This window comes from Rhizobacter sp. P2_D12 (genome assembly GCF_056404395.1).
The window spans coordinates 1-21,828 of sequence record NZ_JBFUEB010000051.1; the positions used below are offsets into that span (position 1 = coordinate 1).

24 protein-coding genes are annotated in these 21,828 nt (G+C 66.3%); 16 read left to right on the plus strand and 8 right to left on the minus strand.

The features are described 5' to 3' along the window. The 4 genes from AC1DYN_RS17575 to AC1DYN_RS17590 all read right to left on the minus strand — a co-directional run. A partial coding sequence (locus AC1DYN_RS17575) for a phosphoadenosine phosphosulfate reductase domain-containing protein (protein WP_477961909.1) occupies nt 1-272 on the minus strand: 272 nt, incomplete at its 3' end. 160 nt (nt 273-432) lie between these two features. Next, a complete protein-coding gene (locus AC1DYN_RS17580) occupies nt 433-1,200 on the minus strand; it encodes a sulfite exporter TauE/SafE family protein (protein ID WP_477961817.1) in 768 nt (255 codons plus the stop codon). A gap of 176 nt (nt 1,201-1,376) precedes the next feature. After that, nucleotides 1,377-2,975, minus strand: coding sequence for a methyl-accepting chemotaxis protein (locus AC1DYN_RS17585; RefSeq protein ID WP_477961819.1), 1,599 nt, complete (start codon nt 2,973-2,975; stop codon nt 1,377-1,379). An 819-nt stretch (nt 2,976-3,794) separates the two neighbouring features. Beyond that, nucleotides 3,795-4,703, minus strand: a complete 909-nt coding sequence (locus AC1DYN_RS17590; protein WP_477961821.1) for a LysR family transcriptional regulator — start codon at nt 4,701-4,703, stop codon at nt 3,795-3,797. Between the two features lie 125 nt (nt 4,704-4,828). Here AC1DYN_RS17590 and AC1DYN_RS17595 point away from each other — a divergent pair, with 125 nt between their 5' ends. Both AC1DYN_RS17595 and AC1DYN_RS17600 read left to right on the plus strand, forming a co-directional pair. Next, a complete protein-coding gene (locus AC1DYN_RS17595; RefSeq protein WP_477961822.1) occupies nt 4,829-5,581 on the plus strand; it encodes an SDR family oxidoreductase in 753 nt (250 codons plus the stop codon). 52 nt (nt 5,582-5,633) lie between these two features. Beyond that, nucleotides 5,634-6,371, plus strand: a complete 738-nt coding sequence (locus tag AC1DYN_RS17600; RefSeq protein ID WP_477961825.1) for a glutathione S-transferase family protein — start codon at nt 5,634-5,636, stop codon at nt 6,369-6,371. On the opposite strand, the gene AC1DYN_RS17605 is transcribed toward AC1DYN_RS17600, so the two are convergent. Next, the gene (locus tag AC1DYN_RS17605; RefSeq protein WP_477961827.1) at nt 6,334-6,927 is read right to left on the minus strand and encodes a TetR/AcrR family transcriptional regulator; all 594 of its coding nucleotides are present in this window, start codon (nt 6,925-6,927) and stop codon (nt 6,334-6,336) included. The two genes, AC1DYN_RS17600 and AC1DYN_RS17605, sit on opposite strands and share 38 nt — an antisense overlap. 98 nt (nt 6,928-7,025) lie before the next feature. Between AC1DYN_RS17605 and AC1DYN_RS17610 the strand changes: the two genes are divergently transcribed. The 11 genes from AC1DYN_RS17610 to AC1DYN_RS17660 are packed head-to-tail and all read left to right on the plus strand — an operon-like array spanning nt 7,026 to nt 15,273. After that, nucleotides 7,026-7,841, plus strand: a complete 816-nt coding sequence (locus AC1DYN_RS17610) for an oxidoreductase (RefSeq protein ID WP_477961829.1) — start codon at nt 7,026-7,028, stop codon at nt 7,839-7,841. A gap of 12 nt (nt 7,842-7,853) precedes the next feature. Then, nucleotides 7,854-8,642 carry an SDR family NAD(P)-dependent oxidoreductase gene (locus tag AC1DYN_RS17615; protein ID WP_477961832.1) on the plus strand — a complete coding sequence of 263 codons (789 nt, stop codon included), beginning with the start codon at nt 7,854-7,856 and terminating at the stop codon, nt 8,640-8,642. 32 nt (nt 8,643-8,674) lie between these two features. Then, nucleotides 8,675-9,640, plus strand: a complete 966-nt coding sequence (locus AC1DYN_RS17620; protein ID WP_477961834.1) for an alpha/beta fold hydrolase — start codon at nt 8,675-8,677, stop codon at nt 9,638-9,640. Nucleotides 9,641-9,654: 14 nt separating this feature from the next. Further along, nucleotides 9,655-10,500 (plus strand): alpha/beta fold hydrolase, encoded by an 846-nt coding sequence (locus tag AC1DYN_RS17625; protein WP_477961836.1) that lies wholly within the window; start codon nt 9,655-9,657, stop codon nt 10,498-10,500. A 54-nt stretch (nt 10,501-10,554) separates the two neighbouring features. Further along, nucleotides 10,555-10,953 (plus strand): helicase, encoded by a 399-nt coding sequence (locus AC1DYN_RS17630; RefSeq protein WP_477961838.1) that lies wholly within the window; start codon nt 10,555-10,557, stop codon nt 10,951-10,953. Between the two features lie 7 nt (nt 10,954-10,960). Then, a complete protein-coding gene (locus AC1DYN_RS17635) occupies nt 10,961-12,211 on the plus strand; it encodes an NADH:flavin oxidoreductase/NADH oxidase family protein (protein WP_477961840.1) in 1,251 nt (416 codons plus the stop codon). A 19-nt stretch (nt 12,212-12,230) separates the two neighbouring features. Further along, nucleotides 12,231-12,866 (plus strand): TetR/AcrR family transcriptional regulator, encoded by a 636-nt coding sequence (locus AC1DYN_RS17640; RefSeq protein WP_477961842.1) that lies wholly within the window; start codon nt 12,231-12,233, stop codon nt 12,864-12,866. After that, nucleotides 12,863-13,849 carry an acrylyl-CoA reductase (NADPH) gene (gene acuI / locus AC1DYN_RS17645; RefSeq protein WP_477961844.1) on the plus strand — a complete coding sequence of 329 codons (987 nt, stop codon included), beginning with the start codon at nt 12,863-12,865 and terminating at the stop codon, nt 13,847-13,849. Before AC1DYN_RS17640 ends, acuI begins: the two co-directional genes overlap by 4 nt. A 46-nt stretch (nt 13,850-13,895) precedes the next feature. Beyond that, nucleotides 13,896-14,897, plus strand: a complete 1,002-nt coding sequence (locus AC1DYN_RS17650; RefSeq protein WP_477961911.1) for an NADP-dependent oxidoreductase — start codon at nt 13,896-13,898, stop codon at nt 14,895-14,897. Nucleotides 14,898-14,906: 9 nt separating this feature from the next. Then, nucleotides 14,907-15,104 carry a hypothetical protein gene (locus AC1DYN_RS17655; RefSeq protein WP_477961846.1) on the plus strand — a complete coding sequence of 66 codons (198 nt, stop codon included), beginning with the start codon at nt 14,907-14,909 and terminating at the stop codon, nt 15,102-15,104. Nucleotides 15,105-15,108: 4 nt separating this feature from the next. After that, on the plus strand, nt 15,109-15,273 hold the full coding sequence (locus tag AC1DYN_RS17660; protein WP_477961848.1) for a M48 metallopeptidase family protein: 165 nt from the start codon (nt 15,109-15,111) through the stop codon (nt 15,271-15,273). 211 nt (nt 15,274-15,484) lie between these two features. On the opposite strand, the gene glmS is transcribed toward AC1DYN_RS17660, so the two are convergent. Beyond that, entirely contained in the window at nt 15,485-17,350 is a 1,866-nt protein-coding gene (glmS, locus tag AC1DYN_RS17665) for a glutamine--fructose-6-phosphate transaminase (isomerizing) (RefSeq protein ID WP_477961850.1), read from the minus strand. A gap of 137 nt (nt 17,351-17,487) precedes the next feature. Here glmS and AC1DYN_RS17670 point away from each other — a divergent pair, with 137 nt between their 5' ends. Then, nucleotides 17,488-17,979 (plus strand): Lrp/AsnC family transcriptional regulator, encoded by a 492-nt coding sequence (locus tag AC1DYN_RS17670; protein WP_477961852.1) that lies wholly within the window; start codon nt 17,488-17,490, stop codon nt 17,977-17,979. Here AC1DYN_RS17670 and AC1DYN_RS17675 read toward each other — a convergent pair. Continuing rightward, nucleotides 17,969-18,313, minus strand: a complete 345-nt coding sequence (locus tag AC1DYN_RS17675) for a winged helix-turn-helix transcriptional regulator (protein ID WP_477961854.1) — start codon at nt 18,311-18,313, stop codon at nt 17,969-17,971. The genes AC1DYN_RS17670 and AC1DYN_RS17675 overlap by 11 nt on opposite strands. A 77-nt stretch (nt 18,314-18,390) precedes the next feature. On the opposite strand from AC1DYN_RS17675, the gene AC1DYN_RS17680 reads away from it, so the two are divergent. Further along, complete coding sequence (locus tag AC1DYN_RS17680; protein ID WP_477961856.1) at nt 18,391-18,963, plus strand: carboxymuconolactone decarboxylase family protein; 573 nt, start codon at nt 18,391-18,393, stop codon at nt 18,961-18,963. Here AC1DYN_RS17680 and AC1DYN_RS17685 read toward each other — a convergent pair. Further along, nucleotides 18,953-20,134, minus strand: a complete 1,182-nt coding sequence (locus AC1DYN_RS17685) for a class I SAM-dependent rRNA methyltransferase (protein WP_477961858.1) — start codon at nt 20,132-20,134, stop codon at nt 18,953-18,955. The genes AC1DYN_RS17680 and AC1DYN_RS17685 overlap by 11 nt on opposite strands. A gap of 155 nt (nt 20,135-20,289) precedes the next feature. Here AC1DYN_RS17685 and AC1DYN_RS17690 point away from each other — a divergent pair, with 155 nt between their 5' ends. Then, complete coding sequence (locus AC1DYN_RS17690) at nt 20,290-21,819, plus strand: hypothetical protein (RefSeq protein ID WP_477961860.1); 1,530 nt, start codon at nt 20,290-20,292, stop codon at nt 21,817-21,819. Nucleotides 21,820-21,828: the final 9 nt, after the last annotated feature.

The window sequence follows — 21,828 nt, forward strand, 5'->3', positions numbered from 1 at the left end:
TCGGCGACGCGGCGGTCGCGGAACTCGATCACTTCCGGGAAGTTGTGGCCGGTGTCCACGTGCAGCAGCGGGAACGGCAGGCGGCCCTTGAACTGCCCACTGGCGTCCTTGTTCTTGAAGGCCTTCTCGGCCAGGCGCAGCACCACGCACGAGTCCTTGCCGCCCGAGAACAGCAGGGCAGGGCGCTCGAACGCGGCCACCGTCTCGCGCAGGATGAAGATGGCTTCTTCCTCGAGCCAGTCGAGGTGGGATTGGTCGAGGCCGGCTGTCACGCGATCGGCCATCACGCGCTCGGGCATCACGCGCGAAAGAGGACTCTCGCATCTGAGCGACCAGCCGGGAGGCGCCACATCGGGGTGCGCCGCAACCAGATCGCGAAGGGAGGGGTCGTCATGTGGCTTCATAGGTTCCTTCGTCGCGGGGCGCTCGCGCTCAATGGATGACGCGGAGCCCGGCGGTCAACAGCGACACGCACAACAGCCCGCGTGTCACTTTCTCCGGCAGGGATTTGATCAATTGCGCGCCCAGCCAGATGCCGGGCAGGGATCCGACCAGCAGGCTGGCGAGCAGGAGCCAGTTGACGTTCCCGAGCGCCGCATGCCCCAGGCCCGCGACAAGCGTGAGCACCGCCGCATGGGCGATGTCCGTTCCGATCAGGCGTTGAATGGGAAGTCGCGGATAGAGGAAGAGGGTCAGAGTCGCGCCAATCGCTCCAGCGCCGATCGAACTGAGCGACACCAGGACACCCAGCAGCAGCCCGGCGACAACGGTCAAGGCCCGCTTGTGCGATGTCGTGAGCAAGGCATCCAGCTTGAGGCCCAGGGTGTGACAGAAGGGACGACAGGCGACCGCGGCCGCTGTCATGAGCAGTGCCACTCCCAGCACCTGCATCATCAGTTGGCTGACCCCCTTCGTCATGCCGGTATGGCGCATCAGCATGATCGTGATGACCGTCGCCGGGATGCTGCCCATGAGCATCCAGGCGACGATTCCGTAGTCGACCTGGCTTTGGCGGTGGTGGGCGAGCGTTCCGTTGATCTTGGTGATTGCAGCGAACCACAAATCGGTGCCGATGGCCACAGGCGCGCTGAGATTGAAGACGCCCATCAGAAGCGGCGTCATGAGCGATCCTCCGCCCACGCCGGTCAAGCCGACAATGGCACCAATCGCGAATCCACTCGCCACTGCAAGCCAGTCCATGACATCCCGATCTTGAGGGGCCGGCTGGAGCCGGCGCGGTCGATTGCGTTCCAACCCGACGCCCAGGCAGCGTCGGATGCGACGACTGGCGGCAAGCCAGCGTGGTCGTGTCGATTGAGGGGTGCGGCGTCGCGTCGAGTTCAGGCTGAACTCAAACTTCGGGCCGTGCCCCTTGTCTAGGCGAAGCCATGCTGTGGCACGACATCGTTCCCGGCGACACGAAACACGGAGATCGCCACGGACAGCTTCTCGGCCTGTTGACGCAGGCTCTCGGCAGCGGCCGATGTCTCCTCCACCAGGGCCGAGTTTTGCTGCGTGGCGTCGTCCAGCTGCGCCACCGCCTGATTGATCTGGCCGACACTGGAGCTCTGTTCCGAGCTGGATTGCGTGATGTCGGCGATCAATTCGCTCACCTTGCGAACCTGTTGCACGGCCTGATCGATGGTCTTGCGCGCCGCATTGACCTGCACTGTACCGGCATCGACCTTTTCCACGCTGCTCGTGATCAGGCTCTTGATCTCCTTGGCCGCGTCCGCCGAGCGCCGGGCCAGGTTGCGCACCTCCGCCGCGACCACGGCAAAGCCACGACCCTGCTCGCCGGCGCGCGCCGCCTCCACCGCTGCGTTGAGTGCCAGGATGTTGGTCTGGAAGGCAATGCCGTCGATCACCGTGATGATGTCGGAGATCTTGCGGCTCGAATCCTGGATGCCCTCCATGGTCTCGACCACGCGCTCGACCGCGCCGCCGCCTTGTCCGGCCACCTCGGACGCCTTGCCCGAGAGAACGTTGGCTTCACGGGCATTGTCGGAATTCATCTTGACGCTGTCGGCCATCTGCTGCATCGACGCGGCGGTCTGCTGCAGGCTTGAAGCCTGCGACTCCGTGCGCGAGGACAGGTCGAGGTTGCCATGGGCAATCTGCGTCGCGGCGGTCACCACGGTGTCCACGCCGACGCGCACCGTGCTGACCATGCTGGACAAATTGGTCGTCATGAGATTGAGCGAGCCCAACAGTTCACCGATCTCGTCACGTGACCCGATTCGCGCCTGGCGTGTGAGGTCGCCCTCGGCCACCGCTCGCGTGATGGTGACGGCTTCGGTCAGGGGTCGCGTGATCGACCGTGTGATCGCCAGCGCTGCAACCACGCCCACCAGCATGGCCGCTGCCGCCAAACCCCCCAGCGTCCACAGCACGGCCTGGTAGGTTGCTCGGCCTTGCTCGATCATGCGCTGGGCATTCGCATCGCTGTGCGCCAGCCAGGCGTCCTTGGCCTTGATGAGGTTCATGTTGTCCACGCGAGCCTCGCCCAGCATGATGCCGACGGCGACGTCTCGCTGAGCCGGGTCGTCGAGGATGGTGCGCGACGCCGCCATGACCTTCTCATTGGAACGCACGAAGGTCTCGAACCTGGTCTTCACTTCCTGCCAATTGGCACGATCCTCATCGTCCTGGAACAGGGCGCGCGAAGAATAATCTTCCAGCACATTGCGTGCGGAATCGACCGACTTTGCGGTCATCAATTCGGCTTCTTTCTTCTGTTCCTGCTTGCCGAGGATGTGGAGGAACGAGCGGCGTCGCGCGTCGTCGGCGCTGCGCATGAACTCGGTGACGAGCTTGTAGGACGCCATGATGTGGCTGTCGTAGTACTCGGTGTGGGCCTGCAGGCGATCGGCCTGTACCTTGGCGGTGAACGCCAGGACGGCCAGCATGGCCAGCAAGACAGCGAAGCCGGCGCTCAGGCGCGTACCGATCTTCACATTGGACAGGAATTTCATCCTTTACTCCCTTTGATAGATGACAAAACTATGGCACTACTATCGACAGGATGGGGGATTTAAAGAGTCCGAAAAGGCCGAAAATTCACTCTCAATTGAGTCTCTGAGTCTGAGTGATCGTCGATCTTTGCAAATAACGCAGCGCAATTGATTTGGATCAATGATGATCAATCGTCGCCGGGCATCAACAGGGAGGTGTCCCTTCGAGCGTGAAATGTTCGCGCGATGTCGAGCGCAATGAATTATCTGACTCAGATGGTGAAGATCGTGTCTCAGCGAGGTTGACGTCGGTGATCGAAACTATCCAGTGCGCCTGATGAGGACGCACCTCGCGGCTGCAGCTCGATTGGCAAGCTGCGCGGCGGTGTTTCTCTGACAGCCTTTATTTTCAATGAAAGACGTTCTTTCTACGATCAGCATTGAGCACCTCTATGTGGTCGGCCGAATGGAAGATCCCTCCGCGGTTCACGCCAGCGGCTAGACAGCACGTGCAGTTCCTGCACAGGTCACAAGGTCTCGACCATCGGTGGCGAGTCACTGCGCGGCCCGGACGTCGGCCGAAGACAGCCCCTGCGTTGCACCAAACACTTGCTCCGACGCGGTCAGGATCTCTGGGAAATCGCGCGGGCGCGGCCGGTGCGGATACGAGTGACTCGCACAAATCGATGAGAACTGCCCACAAGACAGGCGCAACCGAAAGCTCAAGCACGACGCGCGCCCTGTTGTCAGATCTCGCATCGCTACCCTGCTGATTCGGCCTTGCCGCTGCGCCCCCATAAGCATCGCTGCGGGGCACGCCGGCGCGAGTGGCAATCAATCCTAGATGGCGTCTGCTGTCCCAACGTTGCTAAATGCAGGGATTCGGGAGAACACATCAGCAATGAAATCCATGAAGACGGTCGCCCGCGTTGGGAGCAAACGATTCGCGACGTAGACGATCTGGACGGGGACCGCCGGCGCGGAGTAGCCGGTCAAGATGAACCTCAGCTGCCCACTCCTCAACCCTGCTTCAAAGAGCCATGCCGGACCATGGCCGACGCCCAAGCCTGCAATGACCGCTGCACTGACCGCTTCAGGCGAGTTCACTCTGAACCTGCCGGAAACGGGTACATCGGCGTCACGAAAGCGCCAGGTTGCACCGGACGAGAGCAGCGTGTAGATGACGCAGTCGTGGTCTCGGAGGTCGTCAGGCGTTTGCGGCATTCCACGCCTCGCCAGGTAGTTTTCACTCGCCACAAACACCCGCTCGTACGAGCCTATGCGTCGGGCGCGCAGTGCACTGTCCTCCAGCTTACCAATGCGAATTGCCAGTTCCGTCCCCTCATCGACGAGGTTGACATAGCGGTCATTGATTTGAAGGTCGAGGGTCAGTTTCGGATAGCGCTCCAGAAAGGTCGGGACGTGCGGCAACACGAACGCATGGGCCAGCGCGGTGGGGCAGGCCACCCGCAACAGCCCTGACGGATCGACGTTGCTCCTGAAAGACGATTCGGACTCGTCCACCGCATCAAGAATCCGCCGGACGTCCGCGTAGTAGCGCTCCCCCTCAGGCGTGAGGGCAAGCTTCCGTGTGGATCGGTGCAGGAGCCGGGTCTGGAGGTGCTCCTCCAACGCTGCCACGTAGCGGCTCACGTTCGGCTGCCCCAGGCCCAGGTCACGAGCTGCGGCCGTGAAGCTCCCCGTCTCCACGGCACGCGCGAAGCAGGTCATCAGCAGGAATCGGTCCAAGTGCCCCTCCAATTCATGCCTGAAATGCATGGATGGTATTCAATTTGGCCATCTTATAGAAATAGAGGCATGGATGCACATTCTCCTCATCGGCCACGGTGGGTGGCCGTCTACAGGAGAAAGTCATGTCACGCTTGCAAGGCAAACGCACCCTCATCACTGGCGGCACGAGCGGCATTGGCCTGGAAACTGCCAAGCAGTTTCTGGCCGAAGGCGCCCGCGTCATCGTCACCGGCGTCAACCCGGATTCCATCGCCAAGGCCCAGGCCGAACTCGGACCTGAGGTGCTGGTTTTGCGTGCCGACTCGGCCAGCGTGGCAGCGCAGAAGGACTTGGCACAAGCCGTCAAGAACCACTACGGCCAGTTGGACGTGGCCTTCCTCAACGCGGGCATCTCCGTCTGGTTGCCGCTCGAAGACTGGACGGAAGAGATGTTCGACCGTTCATTCGATGTCAACGTCAAGGGCCCGTACTTCCTGATCCAGTCGCTGCTGCCGGTGTTCGCACCCTCCGCATCGGTCGTCCTGAATACGTCTGTGAGCGCGCATGTGGGCGCAGATCGCTCCTCCGTTTACGCGGCCACCAAGGCAGCGGTCCTGAACATGTCGAAGACGCTGTCGACCGAGCTGCTCGGGCGCGGGGTTCGCATCAACGCGGTCAGCCCGGGGCCTATCGACACGCCGCTGTACGACAAGCTGGGCATCCCCGAGGCCTACCGCGAACAACTGAACAAGGACATCGCGGCCACCATCCCGCTGGGCCGCTTCGGCACGCCTGAAGAGGTAGCCAAGGCCGTGCTGTACCTGGCCTCCGATGAATCCCGCTGGTCGATTGGCACGGAAATCGTGGTCGACGGCGGTCGCCTGCTCAATCGCTGAGCGCACAAGGTTCTGCGCGCCGAAGGCGCCTTCCTGATCCCTGCCAACACGGATGCCCATCAAGATGCTCACACTGATCAGCCACCCGCTCTGCCCGTTCGCGCAGCGCGCCGCGATCGTCCTTCTGGAGAAGGGCGTCGCCTTTGAACGCGTCAACGTCGACCTGTCGGCCAAGCCCGATTGGTTCCTCGCGCTGTCGCCCACTGGCAAGGTGCCCGTGCTCAAGGTTCCCCAGGCCCATGCCGAGGACGCGGCGCTTTTTGAAAGCGTGGTGATCTGCGAGTACCTCAACGAGACGCAGGGCGGCTCGCCGATGTACCCCCACGACGCGCTGACACGCGCCCGACACCGCGCCTGGATCGAGTTCGCCACCCAGACTTTCGCTGAAGGCTGGCAGTTCCTTCATGCGCGTGACTCGCAGGTTGCAGATGCGAAGCGCGCCAGTTTCCGTGAGCGCCTGGCCAAGTTGGAGTCGGAACTCACCGCAGGCCCGTACTTCGCCGGCGAGGCGTTCGGCATGGTCGATGCGGTTTACGCACCGCTCTTTCGCTACTTCGAGCTGATCGACCCGTCAGCGACGCAGCAAATCTTCGATGGCCTGCCGCGCGTTTCGGCCTGGCGAGAGGCATTGGCAGTGCGAGCCAGCGTGAGGAATGCAGTTGCCGAGGACTACGCCTCCCGCTTCCAGGCGCATCTCCGCCAGCAAGGCTCCCTGCTGCCTGACAATGCTCCTGTCGATGGCGGCCAACTCGCTAGCCAGCCACTTGCGTTGTCACTCCAAGCGACGTGAGAAGTGCATCGCGGCTGGCCGTAAGAAGCTCTTCCGCAAGTGGAGAGTCGTCAGGACAGGCCCGCGACATGATGATGGCACCTACGGCATGCGAGAGCATGTCAAGAATGCCCGCGCGTGCTTGACGCGCGTTGGCGGAATTGGCGGCCGCACCGCCGCCGCGGCCCAAGGCCGCCACCAGGCTTTCCACGCCTTCCGCAAACGCGGCGCGCACTGAATCTGGCTGGCGGCCCGCATCGCTACCGAGGGCCGCCATGGTGCAGCCGGTCCCGCGCCCGTCCCGGTGCTCGCGGGACAGGTACTGCCTGACGAACTCTGCTGGCTCCGCGCCGTCGCCGGTCAATGCAACGGTCTGGGCAATGCCGCAGGCCGTCGCTTCGGCGATGAGATCAGTCTTGGAGCCGAACTGCTTGTAGAAGCCGCCGTGGGTAAAGCCGGCGGCCGCCATCAGGTCGGCCACGCCCACGCCGTCATAGCCGCGTTCACGAAACAGCTGGGAAGCTGTCTGGACGACATGCGCCCGATTCGCCTGCGCCCGCGCTTTGGTGACTTTCATTGCCTATCTGCCTGACTGCTGCTGAATCCAGGACAAATTTTACATTGATGTTAATCATCATCATTGAGCCATTCGAGCACCTCTCAAGGCGGTGAACCATGGCTGACAACGCGATCTCCGAACCGTTTGCACACGACGTGCAGGGGCTCGTCCATCGCGTCAACGTGATGTCGCCCGTCATTCCCCGCGCCGGCGTCGCACGGCGAGCACCGGCAGTTTCGGAAGCCCGGCAGGTGATGCCGAGCGGGCTCTATTCGTCCGGACAGATGGCTCGCTGGCGCAAGGTCACAAGCGCCTTGCATGCAAAGGGCGGCCGGATGCACATGCAACTCTGGTATGTCGGCTGTCATGCGCATGGGCATGACGGTGAGGCGCTCGCCGACGTCGTGGACGACTTCCGCATTGCTGCCGCGCAGGCCATCGCAGCGGGGTTCGATGGCGTTGAACTCCATGTGACCAATGGCTTCCTTCTCGAGCAATTCCTGAAGGGGGACGCCGCGCAACTGGCCCAGGGCAACCCCTTCTCCATTGAGCAACGGGCGCGCCTGTTGCTGGACGTCGCTGCCGACCGCAAGGCGGCTGCCCGCTGCAGCTTCATCGTCGGTCGACTGGGTGTTGCCTATCTCCGCGTGGTCGATGGCGCCGTGAACTGTCCGCGCGACGTGACTTCGTTCGACTGCCGCCTCTTGAGTGCCCTCCTGCTGGTGCCTGAGCCGCTCGATCGACAAGGCACGCAATCGGAAGCGAGCCGCTGCGCAGCAGCGCGTGAGCGTGCTGAGCCTCCTGCGACTCGCGCGATGGCAGCAAGCGGCAAGGACCGTCCTGAGCCCGTCCAAGTGCGGCGGCGCCAAGTCGCCGCGGAAATCCCTTCCTCGCGCGTCGAGATCCAGCGGCGCGCGGTCGTCACCGCCTAGGAACCTAAAGACATGACTTCTCTTTCCACCGTCCTCATTACGGGCGCGTCCAGCGGCATTGGGGCCGTCTACGCAGAGCGTTTCGCGCAGCGCGGACACGACCTGGTTCTGGTCGCCCGCGACAAGCGGCGGCTCGACGCGCTCGCGGGTCGCCTGCAAGAGGCTCACAAGGTCGCCATCGACGTGCTTCAGGCCGATCTCACGCAGCAGATCGACCTGACGGCCGTTGAAGGCCGCCTGCGCAAGGACACGCGCATTGGCATCCTGATCAACAACGCTGGCATGGCGCAGTCAGGCAGCTTTGTCCAGCAAGGCGCGCAGGACATCGAGAGGCTGATCGCTCTCAATACCACCGCGTTGACACGCCTGGCTGCTGCGATCGCTACTCGTCTGGTGCAAGCCGGGGCCGGTTCCATCGTGAACATCGGCTCGGTGGTGGGCTTCGCGCCCGAATTTGGCATGACGGTCTACGGTGCCACCAAGGCATTCGTGCTGTTCCTGTCGCAGGGGTTGAACCTGGAGCTGTCGCCCAAGGGCATCTACGTGCAGGCCGTGCTGCCGGCAGCGACGCGCACCGAGATCTGGGAGCGCGCCGGCGTTGACGTCAACACCCTCGCCGAAGTCATGGACGTCGACGAACTGGTCGATGCAGCGCTCGTCGGCTTCGACCGCCGCGAGCTTGTCACGATCCCGCCGCTCCATGTGGCCGAGCGCTGGGATGTGCTCGACGGCGCTCGCCAGGGATTGCTGTCCGACATCCGGCAAGCGCACGCGGCCGATCGCTACCGGCACCAAGCCTGACCCACCCCTTCCTTCCGACTCGGAACTCTGCCATGTCAATCCACCCCAAGAAATCAACCGTCCACGCTCTGGCGCTTGCCGCTGTGGTGCTCGCTTCCAGTGCCTGGGCGGGCGAAGCCAATCCAGCCGCTGGCGCGCGGCCGGCAATTCAGCAACCCCAGCCGGTGACGTGGAAGAACGTGCCGACGGAGAAGATTTCTGCCGGCGACGTGAGCTTCTCCTACCGCGAGCTCGGGCGGCAAAACGGTGGCACGCCGGTGGTGCTGCTCGTCCACCTGGCCGCCGTGCTGGACAACTGGGACCCGCGTGTCGTGGACGGGCTCGCCGCGAAGCACCACGTGATCGCGTTCGACAACCGTGGCATTGGTTCCTCCACCGGCAAGCCGGCCAACACCATCGAGCAGATGGCCGACGATGCCATCAGCTTCATCAAGGCCAAGGGCTTCAAGCAGGTCGACCTCTTTGGCTTCTCGATGGGCGGAATGATTGCGCAGGAGGTCGTGCTGAAGGAGCCGCAGCTGGTTCGCAAGATGATCCTGGCGGGCACGGGCCCCGCCGGCGGCGAGGGCATCAGCACGGTGGCCGGCGTCGCGAACTACGACCTGATCCGCGCCACGCTCACCGGCCAGGACCCGAAGCAGTACCTGTTCTTCACCCGCACGCCGAAAGGCATCGAGGCCGGCAAGGCCTTCCTGCAGCGCCTGCAGGAGCGCTCGGCCAACCGCGACAACGAGATCGCCACCTGGGCTTATGTGTCGCAGTTGCAGGCGCTGCGGGCCTGGGGGGAGAAGCGGCCCGCCGACCTCTCGGTGGTCAAGCAGCCGGTGCTCGTGGCCAACGGTGATGACGACCGGATGGTGCCCACGAGCAATTCCTATGACCTGGCCAAGCGCCTGCCGAACGCCCAACTGGTCATCTACCCGGATGCCGGGCATGGCGGCATCTTCCAGTACCACGAGGACTTCGTGCCCAAGGCGCTGGCCTTCCTGTCCAACTGAGTCGAGAGGCAGCCATGACGCATAGCCATCTCACCGCGCCCACCCAGTTCATCAGCGTCGGCGGCACGCAGTTCGCGTACCGGCGCTGGGGCAACGCGGCCGCAGGCCAGCCGCCGCTGCTGATGCTGCAGCATTTCCGCGGAGGGATGGACCACTGGGACCCGCTGATGACCGACGGTCTGGCCGAAGGCCGGGAGGTGATTCTCTACAACGGCCGTGGCATTGCTTCCTCCGAGGGCACACCTCGAACCCGCATCGAGGACATGGCCGACGACGCGGCAGCCTTTGTCCGCGCCCTGGGCTTGGCGCAGATCGACGTGCTGGGCTTTTCGCTCGGCGGCTTCCAGGCGCTGGACCTGACCTGGCGTCACCCGACGCTGGTGCGCAAGCTGATGTTGCTGGGTACCGGCCCCCGCGGAGGTGACCCGGATATGGAAGCACGCGTGCTGGAAACGGCCGTCAACCCGGTGCCCGTCTTCGAGGATTTCCTCTACCTGTTCTTCGGGCGCTCCGCGCAGGCCAAGCAGGCTGCGCGGGCCTTCTGGGAACGCCGCCACCAGCGCGGCGACCAGGACCCGCCGTCCTCGCCCGAGGTGGCGAAGGCCCAGATCGAGGCCAACATGCACTACCTGCCGAGGGTGACGGAGGACGATCCCTTCGCCTATCTGCGCGGCATCCCGCAGCCGACGTTCATCCTCAACGGCGTGAACGACGTGATGGTCGCGACGGTCAACTCGTTCTACATGACGCGCAACCTGCCGAACGCGCAGCTGTTCATCTACCCCGACGCCGGCCACGCCGCGCAGTTCCAGAACCCGGAGCGCTTCCTGCGCCACGTGGTTCAGTTCCTCGGCGAATGACATCGGCCGCCGACGTCGCCCGCCTCGTTTCGCACATGCCTTGAAGGGTGTCCCATGTTGAAGTTCAAGTTCCTGTTGTGGGCGTTCGCCCTGATGTTGCAACGCAAGCTGCGCAGCAACGCCGACTGCGCGCGCTACGTCGCGAAGAAGCGCCTGGTGTTCCAGATCCGCACCGTCTCGGGCGCGGGCCGCCACTTCGTGGTCGAGGGCGGCGCCATCCGCTCCGCAGCCGGGCTCGCTCCGAATCCCCAGTTCACGCTCAGCTTCAGCGACGCGGCCAAGGGATTCGACGTCCTGTCGGCCAAGGACAGCCAGGCCGCCTTTCTCAGGGCCCTGGGGAGCCGGGATCTCACCATCAGCGGCGACTTCCGGGAAGTGATGTGGTTCCAGGGCCTGACCGGGTTCCTGCAGCCTCCCAAGGTCGTCCCGCCTTGTGACCGCACCGCCTTCTGAGCCGCTCATGGAGACCAATCTGCTCAACCAGCCCCTGCGCCTTCCCAACGGCAGCGTTCTGCGCAACCGCCTCGCCAAGGCGGCGATGAGCGAGACGCTGGGCACCTACGGCAACCGTCCGACCGATGGACTCGTGCGCCTGTACCGCCGTTGGGGCGCTTCGGGTCTGGGCCTCATCGTCACCGGCAACGTCATGGTGGACCGCCGCGCGCTTGGCGAGCCTGGCAACGTCGTCATTGAGGATGAATCCGACCTGCCCGCTCTGAGGCAGTGGGCGCAGGCGGCCACTGCCCAGGGTTCGGCCTTGTGGGCGCAGCTCAACCATCCGGGCAAGCAGTCCACGCGCGGCTTGAATGCGTACAACATCGCGCCCTCGGCCGTGCCGTTCCGCGAGGACATGGCGGCCTTCTTCGAGACGCCGCGCGAGGCCACAGTGGCCGAGATCCAGGACATCATCGAGCGCTTCGGCCGCAGTGCGGCGATCTGCAAGAAGGCGGGCTTCGGTGGCGTGCAGATCCATGCCGCGCACGGCTACCTGATCAACCAGTTCCTCTCGTCGCACCACAACCGCCGCGACGACGAGTGGGGCGGCACAGCCGAGAAGCGCCGGCGCTTCCTGCTGGCCGTCTACGCCGAGATCCGTCGCCAGGTCGGCGCGGACTTCGCGGTGGGCATCAAGCTCAACTCGGCCGACTTCCAGCGCGGTGGCTTCACCGAGGAGGAGTCGCTGGCGACCATCCGCGCGCTGGCCGAGGCGGGCATCGACCTGATCGAGATCTCAGGCGGCACCTACGAGGCCCCCGCGATGAACGGCGCGATGCGCGCGGCTGAGCAGGCCTCCACCGCGGCGCGAGAAGCCTACTTCCTCGAGTTTGCTGAGAAGGCCCGCGCCACGACCCAGGTGCCGCTGATGGTCACCGGGGGCTTCCGGACAGCGGCCGGCATGAATGCCGCGCTGCGCACTGGCACGCTGGATGTGGTGGGCCTGGCCCGCTTGCTGGCCATCGACCCCGACGCGCCCGCCGCGCTGCTGCAGGGGCGCGACAGCGCGCAGCGCGTGTGGCCCATCAGCACCGGGCTGAATGCCGTGGACCGCCTGGGGATCATGGAAGTGCTCTGGTACACGCGGCAGCTCCGGCGCATGGCCAGGGGCGAGTCGCCACGGCCGGGCGAGAGCGGCCTGGCGGCATTCCTGAAGTCGGCGCTGGGCAGCGGTTGGGGCACCTTCCGCACGCGGCGCCTGCGCGCCCGGGCCTGAGCCACGACGGATGACCCCAATGAAACGCGCACCGCCTCGATCCAGGGGCGCCTCGCACGAACGCATCGTCGACGCGGGCGCCCGCGTACTCCGCCGCCAGGGGTACGGCGCGGTCAGCATTGCCGACGTGATGAAGGAGGCCGACCTGACGCATGGCGGCTTCTACGTCCACTTCGCGTCTCGCGAGGCCATGCTGGTCGAACTCTCCGACCGCGCCGGCGCACAGGCGGTGGCGGCCTTCGCGCAGATCGCGGCCGCGGAACCCGCGGAGACCGCCTTGAAGGCGCTGCTGCATGCCTATCTGTCGGAGGCGCATGTGAAGGAGCCCGAGACGGGCTGCCCGATTGCTGCGCTGGGGTCCGAGATGCCCCGACAGGCGCCGCCGGTCCGGCGTGCGGCGACGCGCCGCATCAAGGAAATGATCGACCTGATCGCGCGCCAGTCCACGGACTGGGGCCAGCCGGAGGCCCACGCGCGCGCGCTGGCCACGACGGCCACCCTGGTGGGCGCCGTGGTGCTGGCGCGGGCCATTGACGAAGCACCGCTGTCCGAATCGGTGCTGCGGGCCGCCCGGGCTCACCTCGGGGCTGCCCCACCCCTGGACGTTGACGCCGTCTGGCGTCAGCTTTTGAACGACAAGGAGAAAGAGACATGACTTTCAAGGCTTTGCTGGCCAGCAAGCGGGACGACCAGGTCTCGACGGCCGTGGTCGATTTCGACGAGGCCGACCTGATGCCTGGCGACGTGACCGTGGCCGTCGACTACTCGACGGTCAACTACAAGGACGCGCTGGCCGTCACCGGCCGCGCGCCGGTGATCCGCCAGTACCCGCTGATCCCGGGCATCGACTTCGCCGGCACGGTGCTGGCGTCAGCCCATGCGGGGTATGCGGTGGGGGACCGCGTCGTCGCCAACGGCTGGGGGCTGAGCCAGACCCACCACGGCGGCTTCGCGCAGAAGGCGAGGGTCAGCGGTGACTGGTTGGTCAAGCTGCCCGACGTGTTCTCCACCCGCGATGCCATGGCCATCGGCACGGCGGGCTACACGGCCATGTTGTCCGTGCTGGCGCTGGAGCATGCGCAGGTCACGCCCGAATCGGGTGACGTGCTGGTGACCGGCGCGGGTGGCGGCGCCGGCTCCATCGCCGTCGCGCTGCTGTCCGGGCTGGGCTACCGGGTGGTCGCGTCGACCGGCCGGCTCGAAGAGACCGACTACCTGCGCCAGCTGGGCTCGGCCGAGGTCATCGACCGCCGCAGCTTGTCCGAACCCGGCGCCCCGATGGCCCGCGAGCGCTGGGCTGGCGCCATCGACTCGGTGGGCAGCCACACGCTGGCCAATGTGCTCGCGCAGACGCGCTACCGGGGCGCGGTTGCGGCCTTCGGGCTGGCGCAGGGGGCGGACCTGCCCGGCTCCGTCCTGCCCTTCATCCTGCGCAACGTGACGCTCGCGGGCATCGACTCCGTCAACGCGCCGCAGCAGGTTCGACTGCAGGCCTGGGCTCGCCTGGCGACCGACCTGGACCTGGACAAGCTCGCCAGTGCCACGAGCGTGATCGCGCTGGCCGAGGTACCCGGCATTGCCAACCAGGTGCTCCAAGGTCAGGTCCGCGGCCGCATGGTCGTTGACGTCAACGCCTGACGGCCACAACTCACTCACCAGACTCCACCAGGAACAAGGAAGAAACATGAAAGCACTGACCTTCAAACGCTACGGCAAGTCGCCCGACATCGGCTTGGCCAACATCGACCGCCCGACGCTGCAGCCCGACGAACTGCTGGTGCAGGTGCACGCCGCGGCCGTGAACCCCATCGACAACATCGTCCCCCCGGGCACGTTCAAGCCGGTCTTGCACTTCAAGCTGCCGGCCGTCCTTGGCAGCGACCTGGCTGGCGTGGTGGTCGATGTCGGCAGTCGCGTCACCCGCTTCAAGCCGGGTGACGAGGTCTTCGCCAGCATCTTCGACCTGGGGAGGGGGGCGCTGGCGGAGTTCGCCGCGGTGCCGGAAAGCGCCGCCGCGCTGAAGCCGCCCAACCTGGACTTCGTGCAGGCCGCGGCCATCCCCATGGTCGCACTCACGTCCTGGCAGGCGCTGAAGGAGCGCGCCAAGCTGCAACGCGGCCAGAAGGTGTTCATCCCGGCGGGTTCGGGCGGCATCGGCACGTTTGCCATCCAGCTGGCTCATGAGTTCGGCGTCAAGGTCGCAACGACGGTCAGCGCGGGCAGCTTCGAGCTCGTTCGCGGCCTCGGTGCCGACGAGATCGTCGACTACAAGACGCAGGAATTCGAGAAGATCCTGAGCGGCTACGACGCGGTGCTGGGCACGGTCCAGGGCGATGTCATCGAGAAATCCCTGGGCATCCTGAAGCCGGGAAGTCGGATCGTCTCGCTGGTCGGGCCGCTGGATCCGCGCTTCGCGGAAGCGAGGGGCCTGAACTTCTTCCTGAAGTTCGTGTTCGGCCTGATGAGCCGCAAGATCCGCAAGCTCGCCAGCAAGAAGGGCGTGGACTACTCCTTCCTCTTCGTGCGCCCCGACGGCCAGCAGCTCGCGGAAATCGCTGAGCTGCTCAAGGCCGAACGCGTCCGGCCGGTCATCGACAAGGTGTTCCCTTTCGACCAGGCCAAGGAGGCGCTGGACTACCTTGCCCTGCGCCGCGCCAAGGGCAAGGTCGTCGTCAAGATCCGGTGACGAGAGCTGTTGCGCAAGGCCATCGAAGAAGCCGAGGCCATGCTCGACCATCTGCTAAAGCAGTACGCGCTGTTCACGTCGTTCGAGGAGGATGTCGCCGCCCGCAAGACGCCCGGCGGTCCCCGCGAGCTGGCCGAGCAACCGCACGCGCAGGCCTACTCTGGTGCCATGCGTTTGGTACTGGGTGAGGAAGCCGCATCACGCTGAACCCGTGGCAAGGGAGGCCATTGACTACGTGCTGCTGCACGAGCTGTGTCATCTGCGGCATCACAACCATAGCCGAGCGTTCTGCGCCACGCTCAGCCGGCACATGCCGGACTGGAAGAGCATCAAGATGAAGCTTGACAACAGAGTGGACGAATACCTACGCGTCTAGCGCAAGCCAGACGAAGACCGCTCGACGAACGCTGCAGAGCGCCTTGGATGGTCGATCTTGGGGAGAGCTCCCGCTCATCATCGAATCCGAAAGGCCGCTGCCAGGCTGAAGCCGCAATTTGGCAACACCGCTGTTGCGGTGTCGCAGACTCTATTGCTCTGTCGCCGACTTTATTGCCCGTGAACATCACCTCCATGAAAGCCGGGGCAATTCACTCCACCGTCACGCTTTTCGCCAAATTCCGCGGCTTGTCCACATCCGTCCCCCGCGCGCAAGCCGTGTGATACGCCAGCAATTGCAGCGGCACCACGTGCAGGATCGGTGACAGCGCCCCATAGTGTTCCGGCATCCGGATCACATGCAGGCCCTCACTCGATTCGATCCGCGTGTCCGCATCCGCAAACACGAACAACTCGCCGCCGCGCGCCCGCACTTCCTGCAGGTTGCTCTTCAGTTTCTCCAGCAGCGTGTCGTTCGGCGCCACCGTCACCACCGGCATCTCCGCCGTCACCAGTGCCAGCGGCCCGTGCTTCAGCTCGCCGGCCGGGTAGGCCTCGGCGTGGATGTAGCTGATCTCCTTCAGCTTCAGCGCGCCCTCCAGCGCGATCGGGTAGTGCAGCCCGCGGCCCAGGAACAGCGCATTCTCCTTGCGCGCAAACTCCTCGCTCCACGCGATCACCTGCGGCTCCAGCGCCAGCACCGCCTGCACCGCCACCGGCAGGTGGCGCAGCGCCTTCAGGTGCTCCTGCTCCTGCGCATCCGTCAAATGCCCGCGCACCTGCGCCAGCGCCAGTGTCAGCAGGAACAGGCCGACGAGTTGCGTGCTGAACGCCTTGGTCGACGCCACGCCGATCTCGGCGCCGGCGCGCGTGATGTAGGCCAGCTCGCACTCGCGCACCATCGCGCTCGTCGCCACGTTGCACACCGTCAGCGTGTGCTTCATGCCCAGGCTGCGCGCATGCTTCAGCGCGGCCAGCGTGTCGGCCGTCTCGCCGCTCTGCGTGATCGTCACCACCAGCGTGCGCGGGTTCGGCACGCTGTCGCGGTAGCGGTACTCGCTCGCGATCTCGACGCTGGTCGGGATCTTCGCGATGCTCTCCAGCCAGTACTTGGCCGTCGAGCCGCTGTAGTAGCTGGTGCCGCAGGCCAGGATCAGCACCTGGTCCACGTCCTTGAAGATGCGGTACGCGCCGTCGCCGAACAGCTCGGGCGTCACGCCTTCCACCGCATCCAGCGTGTCGGCAATGGCGCGCGGCTGCTCGAAGATCTCCTTCTGCATGTAGTGCCGGTACGGGCCCAGCTCGGCGGCGCCGGTGTGCGCGTGCACCGTGCGCACCTCGCGCTGCACCGCTTTGTACGTGCCCTCGGCCGTGCGGCTGGTCACCCACACCTTGCCCAGCTGCAGGTCGACGACGTCGCCTTCCTCCAGGTAGACGATCTGGTCGGTGACGCCGGCCAGCGCCATCGCGTCGGACGCCAGGAAGTGCTCGCCCGATTCCTTGCTGCCGATGCCCAGCACCAGCGGCGAGCCCTCGCGCGCGCCGATCACGCGGTGCGGCTCGTCGCGGCAGAACACCGCGATCGCATACGCGCCGCGCAGCTGCAGCGTCGCGCGCTGCACCGCATCGAGCAGGTCGCCGTCGTACAGGTGGTCCACCAGGTGCGCGATCACCTCGGTGTCGGTCTGGCTGTCGAACACGTAGCCCTTGGCCTTCAGCTCGGCGCGCAGCTCGTCGTGGTTCTCGATGATGCCGTTGTGCACCAGCGCCACGCGGCCGGCCGATGCGCTCTTGGCGCCCGGGCCTGCCGAGAAGTGCGGGTGSGCGTTGTGCRMYGCCGGCGCGCCGTGSGTGGCCCAGCGGGTGTGGGCGATGCCGGTGCCGGCCTGGATCTCGTCGCCGCGCACGTTGGCCTCCAGCTCGGCCACGCGCGAGGTGCTGCGCGCCCGCCGCAGCTGGCCGTTCTGGTGCACCGCGACCCCGCACGAGTCATAGCCGCGGTACTCGAGCCGCTTCAGGCCCTCGATCAGGATCGGAACGATGTTGCGGGTGCTGACGGCGCCGACGATGCCACACATGGGAGGTCTTTCTGGTGAACGGGATGGGTGGACTGTAGGGAGGAAGGCTTGGCGGATGCTTGCGAAAAAGCGTTGAAAGTGAAAGACTTGGCCATGATTGCAGAAACACGACAGAAGATTTCAAATTAAATTCGACAATGGCGGATTCGGACAAAAAACTGGCCCTGGACCCCACCGATTTGAGGGTGCTGGACCTGCTGCAAAGCGACGCCTCGCTGTCCAACCAGGACCTGGCGGCGGCCGCGCACACCTCGCCGGCCACCTGCCTGCGGCGCGTCAAGCGGCTGGTGGAGGCGGGCGTGATCGAGCGCCGCGTGGCCATCCTGTCGCCCGAGAAGCTCGGTGCCGGCCTCACCGTGCTGGCCGAGATCACGCTCGACCGGCAAGGGGCCGAGCACCTCGACGCCTTCGAGGCGCGCGCCGTCGCCGAGCCGGCGGTGCAGCAGTGCTACCGCGTCTCGCCCGGCCCGGACTTCATGCTGGTGATGCAGGCGCCCGACATGGCGGGCTACCACGCGCTGGTGCAGCGCCTCTTCACGCAGGATGCCAACGTGCGCAACGTCAAGGCCTTCTTCAGCGTGCACCGCGCCAAGTTCGAGCCGCGCATCGCGCTGCCGGTCATCGCGTGAGCGCGCGCGCCCAGTTCTGCGCCCAGCGGTCCAGCGGGCCCAGCTCGGCCAGCAGGCCCAGGCCGCGCGCGGTCAGCGCGTAGCCTTCGGGGCGCAGCTCCAGCAGCTGCGCCTCGCGCAGCTCCTTGGCGCGCGCGTTCAGCAGCGTCGGCGACACGCCGCCCATGCTCTCTTGCAGCGCGCGGAAGTTCTGCGGCGTGCCCTCCCGCAGTTCCCACAGCAGGCGCAGCGTGCCGCGCCGGCCCAGCAGGTCCAGCAAGGCCATGATCGGCCGGCCGGTGGCCGAGCCGCGCACGCGCGTGCCGGGGAGGGGGGCTTTGGGCGAGGTCGTCACGTTCGCGACTATGCCATGCCGGCAGCGGTGCCATGATCTCGCTGCTACAGTTTTTGTAGCAACACAAGGAGAGCGTCATGACAAGGACCGAGCCTTCCCCGCGCATCGCGCCGGTGGCACCGCCTTATGAGCCCGAGATGGATGCGATGCTGCGCCGCATGACCCCGCCCGACGCGGTCGACGTGCTGCAGCTGTTCCGCGTGTTCGCGCGCCATCCGCTGCTGGCCGAACGGATGATGCCGTGGGGTGGCTTCATGCTGGGCCGTCACGCGATGCTGCCGCTGCGCGACCGCGAGGTGGTGATCGACCGCGTCTGCGCGCGCTGCGGCGCGGAATACGAATGGGGCGTGCACGTCGCCGCGTTTGCGAAGGCCGCGGGCTTCACGCCGGCGCAGGTGCAGGCGATCGAGCGCGGGCGCGCGGACGATGCGGCGCTGACCGAGCGCGATGCACTGCTGGTGCGGCTGGTCGACGCGCTGCACGACACGGCGAACGTCGACGACGACCTGTGGGCGCAGCTGGCCGCGGTCTGGAGCGAGCCGCAGCTGCTGGAGCTGCTGCTGCTCGCCGGCTGGTACCGCGCGATCTCGTACGTCTGCAATGCGGCGCGCGTGCCGCTCGAGCGCTGGCAGGCGCGTTTCAGCGCTTGATGATCACCAGGCCCTTGAGGTAATCGCCCTCGGGGAAGGTCACCGTCATCGGATGGTCGGGTGCCGCGCCGGTGCGCGCATAAATCAAGCCGTCGACGTTCGCATCCAGCCCGGCGCCGGCGACGATCTTGTGGAACAGGTCGGGGCTGATGCCGCCCGAGCACGAGAACGTGAACAGCACGCCGCCCGGCTCCAGCAGCATGAAGGCGAGCCGGTTGATGTCCTTGTAGGCCCGCGCCGCGCGCTCGGCATGCGACACCGTCGGCGCGAACTTCGGCGGGTCGAGCACGATCGCGTCGAAGCGGCGGCCCTCCTGCAGCATCGCGCGCAGCGTCTGGTTCACGTCCGCATCCAGCGTCTCGTGCGCGCCGTCGTCGAAGCCGTTGCGCAGCACGTGCGCCCGCGCCCGCTCCAACGCCGGGCCCGACGAGTCGACGCTCGTCACCTGCGCCGCGCCGCCTGCGAAGGCCGCCACGCTGAAGCCGCCGGTGTAGCTGTAGCAGTTCAGCACCCGCTGCAGGCCAAAGTGCCGCACCGTGTCGGCAAACAGCTTGCGGCTGTCGCGCTGGTCGAGGTAGTAGCCGGTCTTGTGGCCCTCGGCCACGTCCAGCGTCAGCTGCCAGCCGTGCTCGCGGATCGTCAGCTCGGTGGGGCCGTCGCCGCGCAGCCAGCCGGTCGCGGGCTCCAGGCCTTCGAGCCCGCGCGAGCTCGCGTCGCTGCGTTCGTACAGCCGCGTCAGCCCGGTGGCGGCCAGCAGGTGGTCGGCGACCTTGTCCTTCCAGCGCTCCATGCCGGCCGACAGGAACTGCGCGCTCAGCGTGTCGCCATAGCGGTCGACGATCAGGCCCGGCAGGCCGTCGGCCTCGCCGTGCACCAGCCGCACGCCGTCGCTCGCGATCGGCAGCCGCGCGCGGATCGCCACCGCCTGCGCGATGCGGCGCTGGAAGAACGCGCTGTCGATGCGCTCGGCCTCGTCGAAGCTCCAGGCCCGCACGCGGATCTGCGAGTTGGGGCTGTAGGCCGCCCAGGCCAGGAACTTGCCGTCGTGCGATTGCACGCGCACCGTCTCGCCCAGGTCGGCCTTGCCGCTGTGGATGCTGCCTTCGAACACCCAGGGGTGGCGGCGCTGCAGCGAACGTTCCTTGCCGTCGCGCAATGTGATGGTCTTCATGCCCCGATTGTCGGCGACGCGCAGCCTGACCCTCGTCTCGGGGGGTGCAGCGCGAGCTAGGGATGTCGCCTGCGGAGTGCAGCGCCTAACTTGGTCTGGCGCGCCACTGCAGCGCGCCGCTCTTCAACCTGACCTGAATCCAAGGAGGCTCCTCCATGCCCACGCTCAAGAACCTGGCCGTGCTCGACACGCTGATCCTGAAATGGTTTCGCGAGTGCACGCCCAAGCTGCTGGTCGTCACCGACGGGCTGAACTTCAGTGCCGGCGACGACTTCGGCCTGACGAGCTTCGTCGGCGCGCTGCGCGCCTCCACCATCCACGGCATGACGCCGATCGTGCGCACAGCGCTCTACGCGCCGGGCTCGGCCGCTGCCGCGACGCTGGACACCACCACGCAGCACATCAGCAACTTCCAGTTCGCCGATGCGACGCACGGCCTGCTGAAATCGCGCTACGACGTCGTCTTCCTGATGGCCTACAACCGCGAAGGCAGCCCCGGCATCGCGCAGGAGCCCGGCGCCGCCGCGGCCCTGCTGAACTTCATGCAGCAAGGCGGCGGCGTGTTCGCCACCGGCGACCACGAAGACCTGGGCGCCGCGATGTGCATGACGATCCCGCGCGTGCAGGCAATGCGGCGCTGGGCCGCGGCCGACACGCCCAGCGGCGGCGGCACCGACCGGCTCACCACCACCGCGCCGGGCAGCAACGACGTGTTCGAGTTCAACGACCAGTCCGATGCCCTGCCGCAGCGGCTGTACGTCAACTTCCGAACCAGCTTCGGCGTGGGCGTCGCGCACCCGGTGCTGCAGGTGCCGGGGTCGATGCCGGCGCGGGCGATCGAGGTCTTCCCCGACCACCCGCACGAAGGCGAGTGCCGGGTGCCGGCCGTCCTGACGGCCAAGCTGCCCGATGGCGTCACCGACGAGTGGCCGGTCGCCACCGGCAGCACGGCGCGCGTCGCGCCCGAGGCGATCGCGCTGACGATGTCCGAGGGCAATGCCTTCCCCGGCAAGGAGGCGGTGGCGCCGCGTTCGTTCATCCCGGTCTGTGCCTACGACGGGCAGAAGGCCGAGGTCGGGCGCGTGGTGGCGGATTCGACCTGGYACCACTTCGTCAACGTCAACCTGGTCGGCCTCGCCGGGCGCAACATCACCGACGTGCGGCAGTACTACGCCAACCTCGCGACCTGGCTGATGCCCAAGCACGTGCGGCGCTGCCTGCGCTACCCGGTCCTGATCCGCGAGCTGGTGCGCTACCCGCTGTTCGAGGACATCCGGCTCGAGCCGATCGAGAAGTTCGACGGGCCGGCGCTGCATGCGCTGGGCGACAAGGTGGAAGACGCGCTGCGCAAGCGCTTCACGCGCGGCGACGTGGCCGCGATGGTCGACGACGCGCTCGACGAGATGCTGGATGCGCGCACGCGCAAGCTGCTCGACGGCTTCCATGGGCGCTATGGCGAGGTGTCGTCGCGCGACACCGGGCTCGCGGCGCTGGGCGCGTTGACGCTGGCGGTGGGCAACACCACGCTGCAGCTGCAGGACAAGGGCGATGACGTGAAGGACGCGATGGACCTGTTCGACGAGGCGGCCGCGAAGGCGCTGCGGCTGGGCATCCAGCGCTACCTGGGCGACGCGCGCGAAGGCTTGCGCAAGCTCGACGAAGTGATCGGCGCGGTACTCCGGTAGCCCGGATGC

Bases quoted from the DNA above. Each gene is read 5' to 3' on its own strand.
- AC1DYN_RS17580 (WP_477961817.1), bottom strand. From the start codon at position 1,200: ATGGACTGGCTTGCAGTGGCGAGTGGATTCGCGATTGGTGCCATTGTC.
- AC1DYN_RS17585 (WP_477961819.1), bottom strand. From the start codon at position 2,975: ATGAAATTCCTGTCCAATGTGAAGATCGGTACGCGCCTGAGCGCCGGC.
- AC1DYN_RS17595 (WP_477961822.1), top strand. From the start codon at position 4,829: ATGTCACGCTTGCAAGGCAAACGCACCCTCATCACTGGCGGCACGAGC.
- AC1DYN_RS17600 (WP_477961825.1), top strand. From the start codon at position 5,634: ATGCCCATCAAGATGCTCACACTGATCAGCCACCCGCTCTGCCCGTTC.
- AC1DYN_RS17605 (WP_477961827.1), bottom strand. From the start codon at position 6,927: ATGAAAGTCACCAAAGCGCGGGCGCAGGCGAATCGGGCGCATGTCGTC.
- AC1DYN_RS17610 (WP_477961829.1), top strand. From the start codon at position 7,026: ATGGCTGACAACGCGATCTCCGAACCGTTTGCACACGACGTGCAGGGG.
- AC1DYN_RS17615 (WP_477961832.1), top strand. From the start codon at position 7,854: ATGACTTCTCTTTCCACCGTCCTCATTACGGGCGCGTCCAGCGGCATT.
- AC1DYN_RS17620 (WP_477961834.1), top strand. From the start codon at position 8,675: ATGTCAATCCACCCCAAGAAATCAACCGTCCACGCTCTGGCGCTTGCC.
- AC1DYN_RS17625 (WP_477961836.1), top strand. From the start codon at position 9,655: ATGACGCATAGCCATCTCACCGCGCCCACCCAGTTCATCAGCGTCGGC.
- AC1DYN_RS17630 (WP_477961838.1), top strand. From the start codon at position 10,555: ATGTTGAAGTTCAAGTTCCTGTTGTGGGCGTTCGCCCTGATGTTGCAA.
- AC1DYN_RS17635 (WP_477961840.1), top strand. From the start codon at position 10,961: ATGGAGACCAATCTGCTCAACCAGCCCCTGCGCCTTCCCAACGGCAGC.
- AC1DYN_RS17640 (WP_477961842.1), top strand. From the start codon at position 12,231: ATGAAACGCGCACCGCCTCGATCCAGGGGCGCCTCGCACGAACGCATC.
- acuI (WP_477961844.1), top strand. From the start codon at position 12,863: ATGACTTTCAAGGCTTTGCTGGCCAGCAAGCGGGACGACCAGGTCTCG.
- AC1DYN_RS17650 (WP_477961911.1), top strand. From the start codon at position 13,896: ATGAAAGCACTGACCTTCAAACGCTACGGCAAGTCGCCCGACATCGGC.
- AC1DYN_RS17670 (WP_477961852.1), top strand. From the start codon at position 17,488: ATGGCGGATTCGGACAAAAAACTGGCCCTGGACCCCACCGATTTGAGG.
- AC1DYN_RS17680 (WP_477961856.1), top strand. From the start codon at position 18,391: ATGACAAGGACCGAGCCTTCCCCGCGCATCGCGCCGGTGGCACCGCCT.
- AC1DYN_RS17685 (WP_477961858.1), bottom strand. From the start codon at position 20,134: ATGAAGACCATCACATTGCGCGACGGCAAGGAACGTTCGCTGCAGCGC.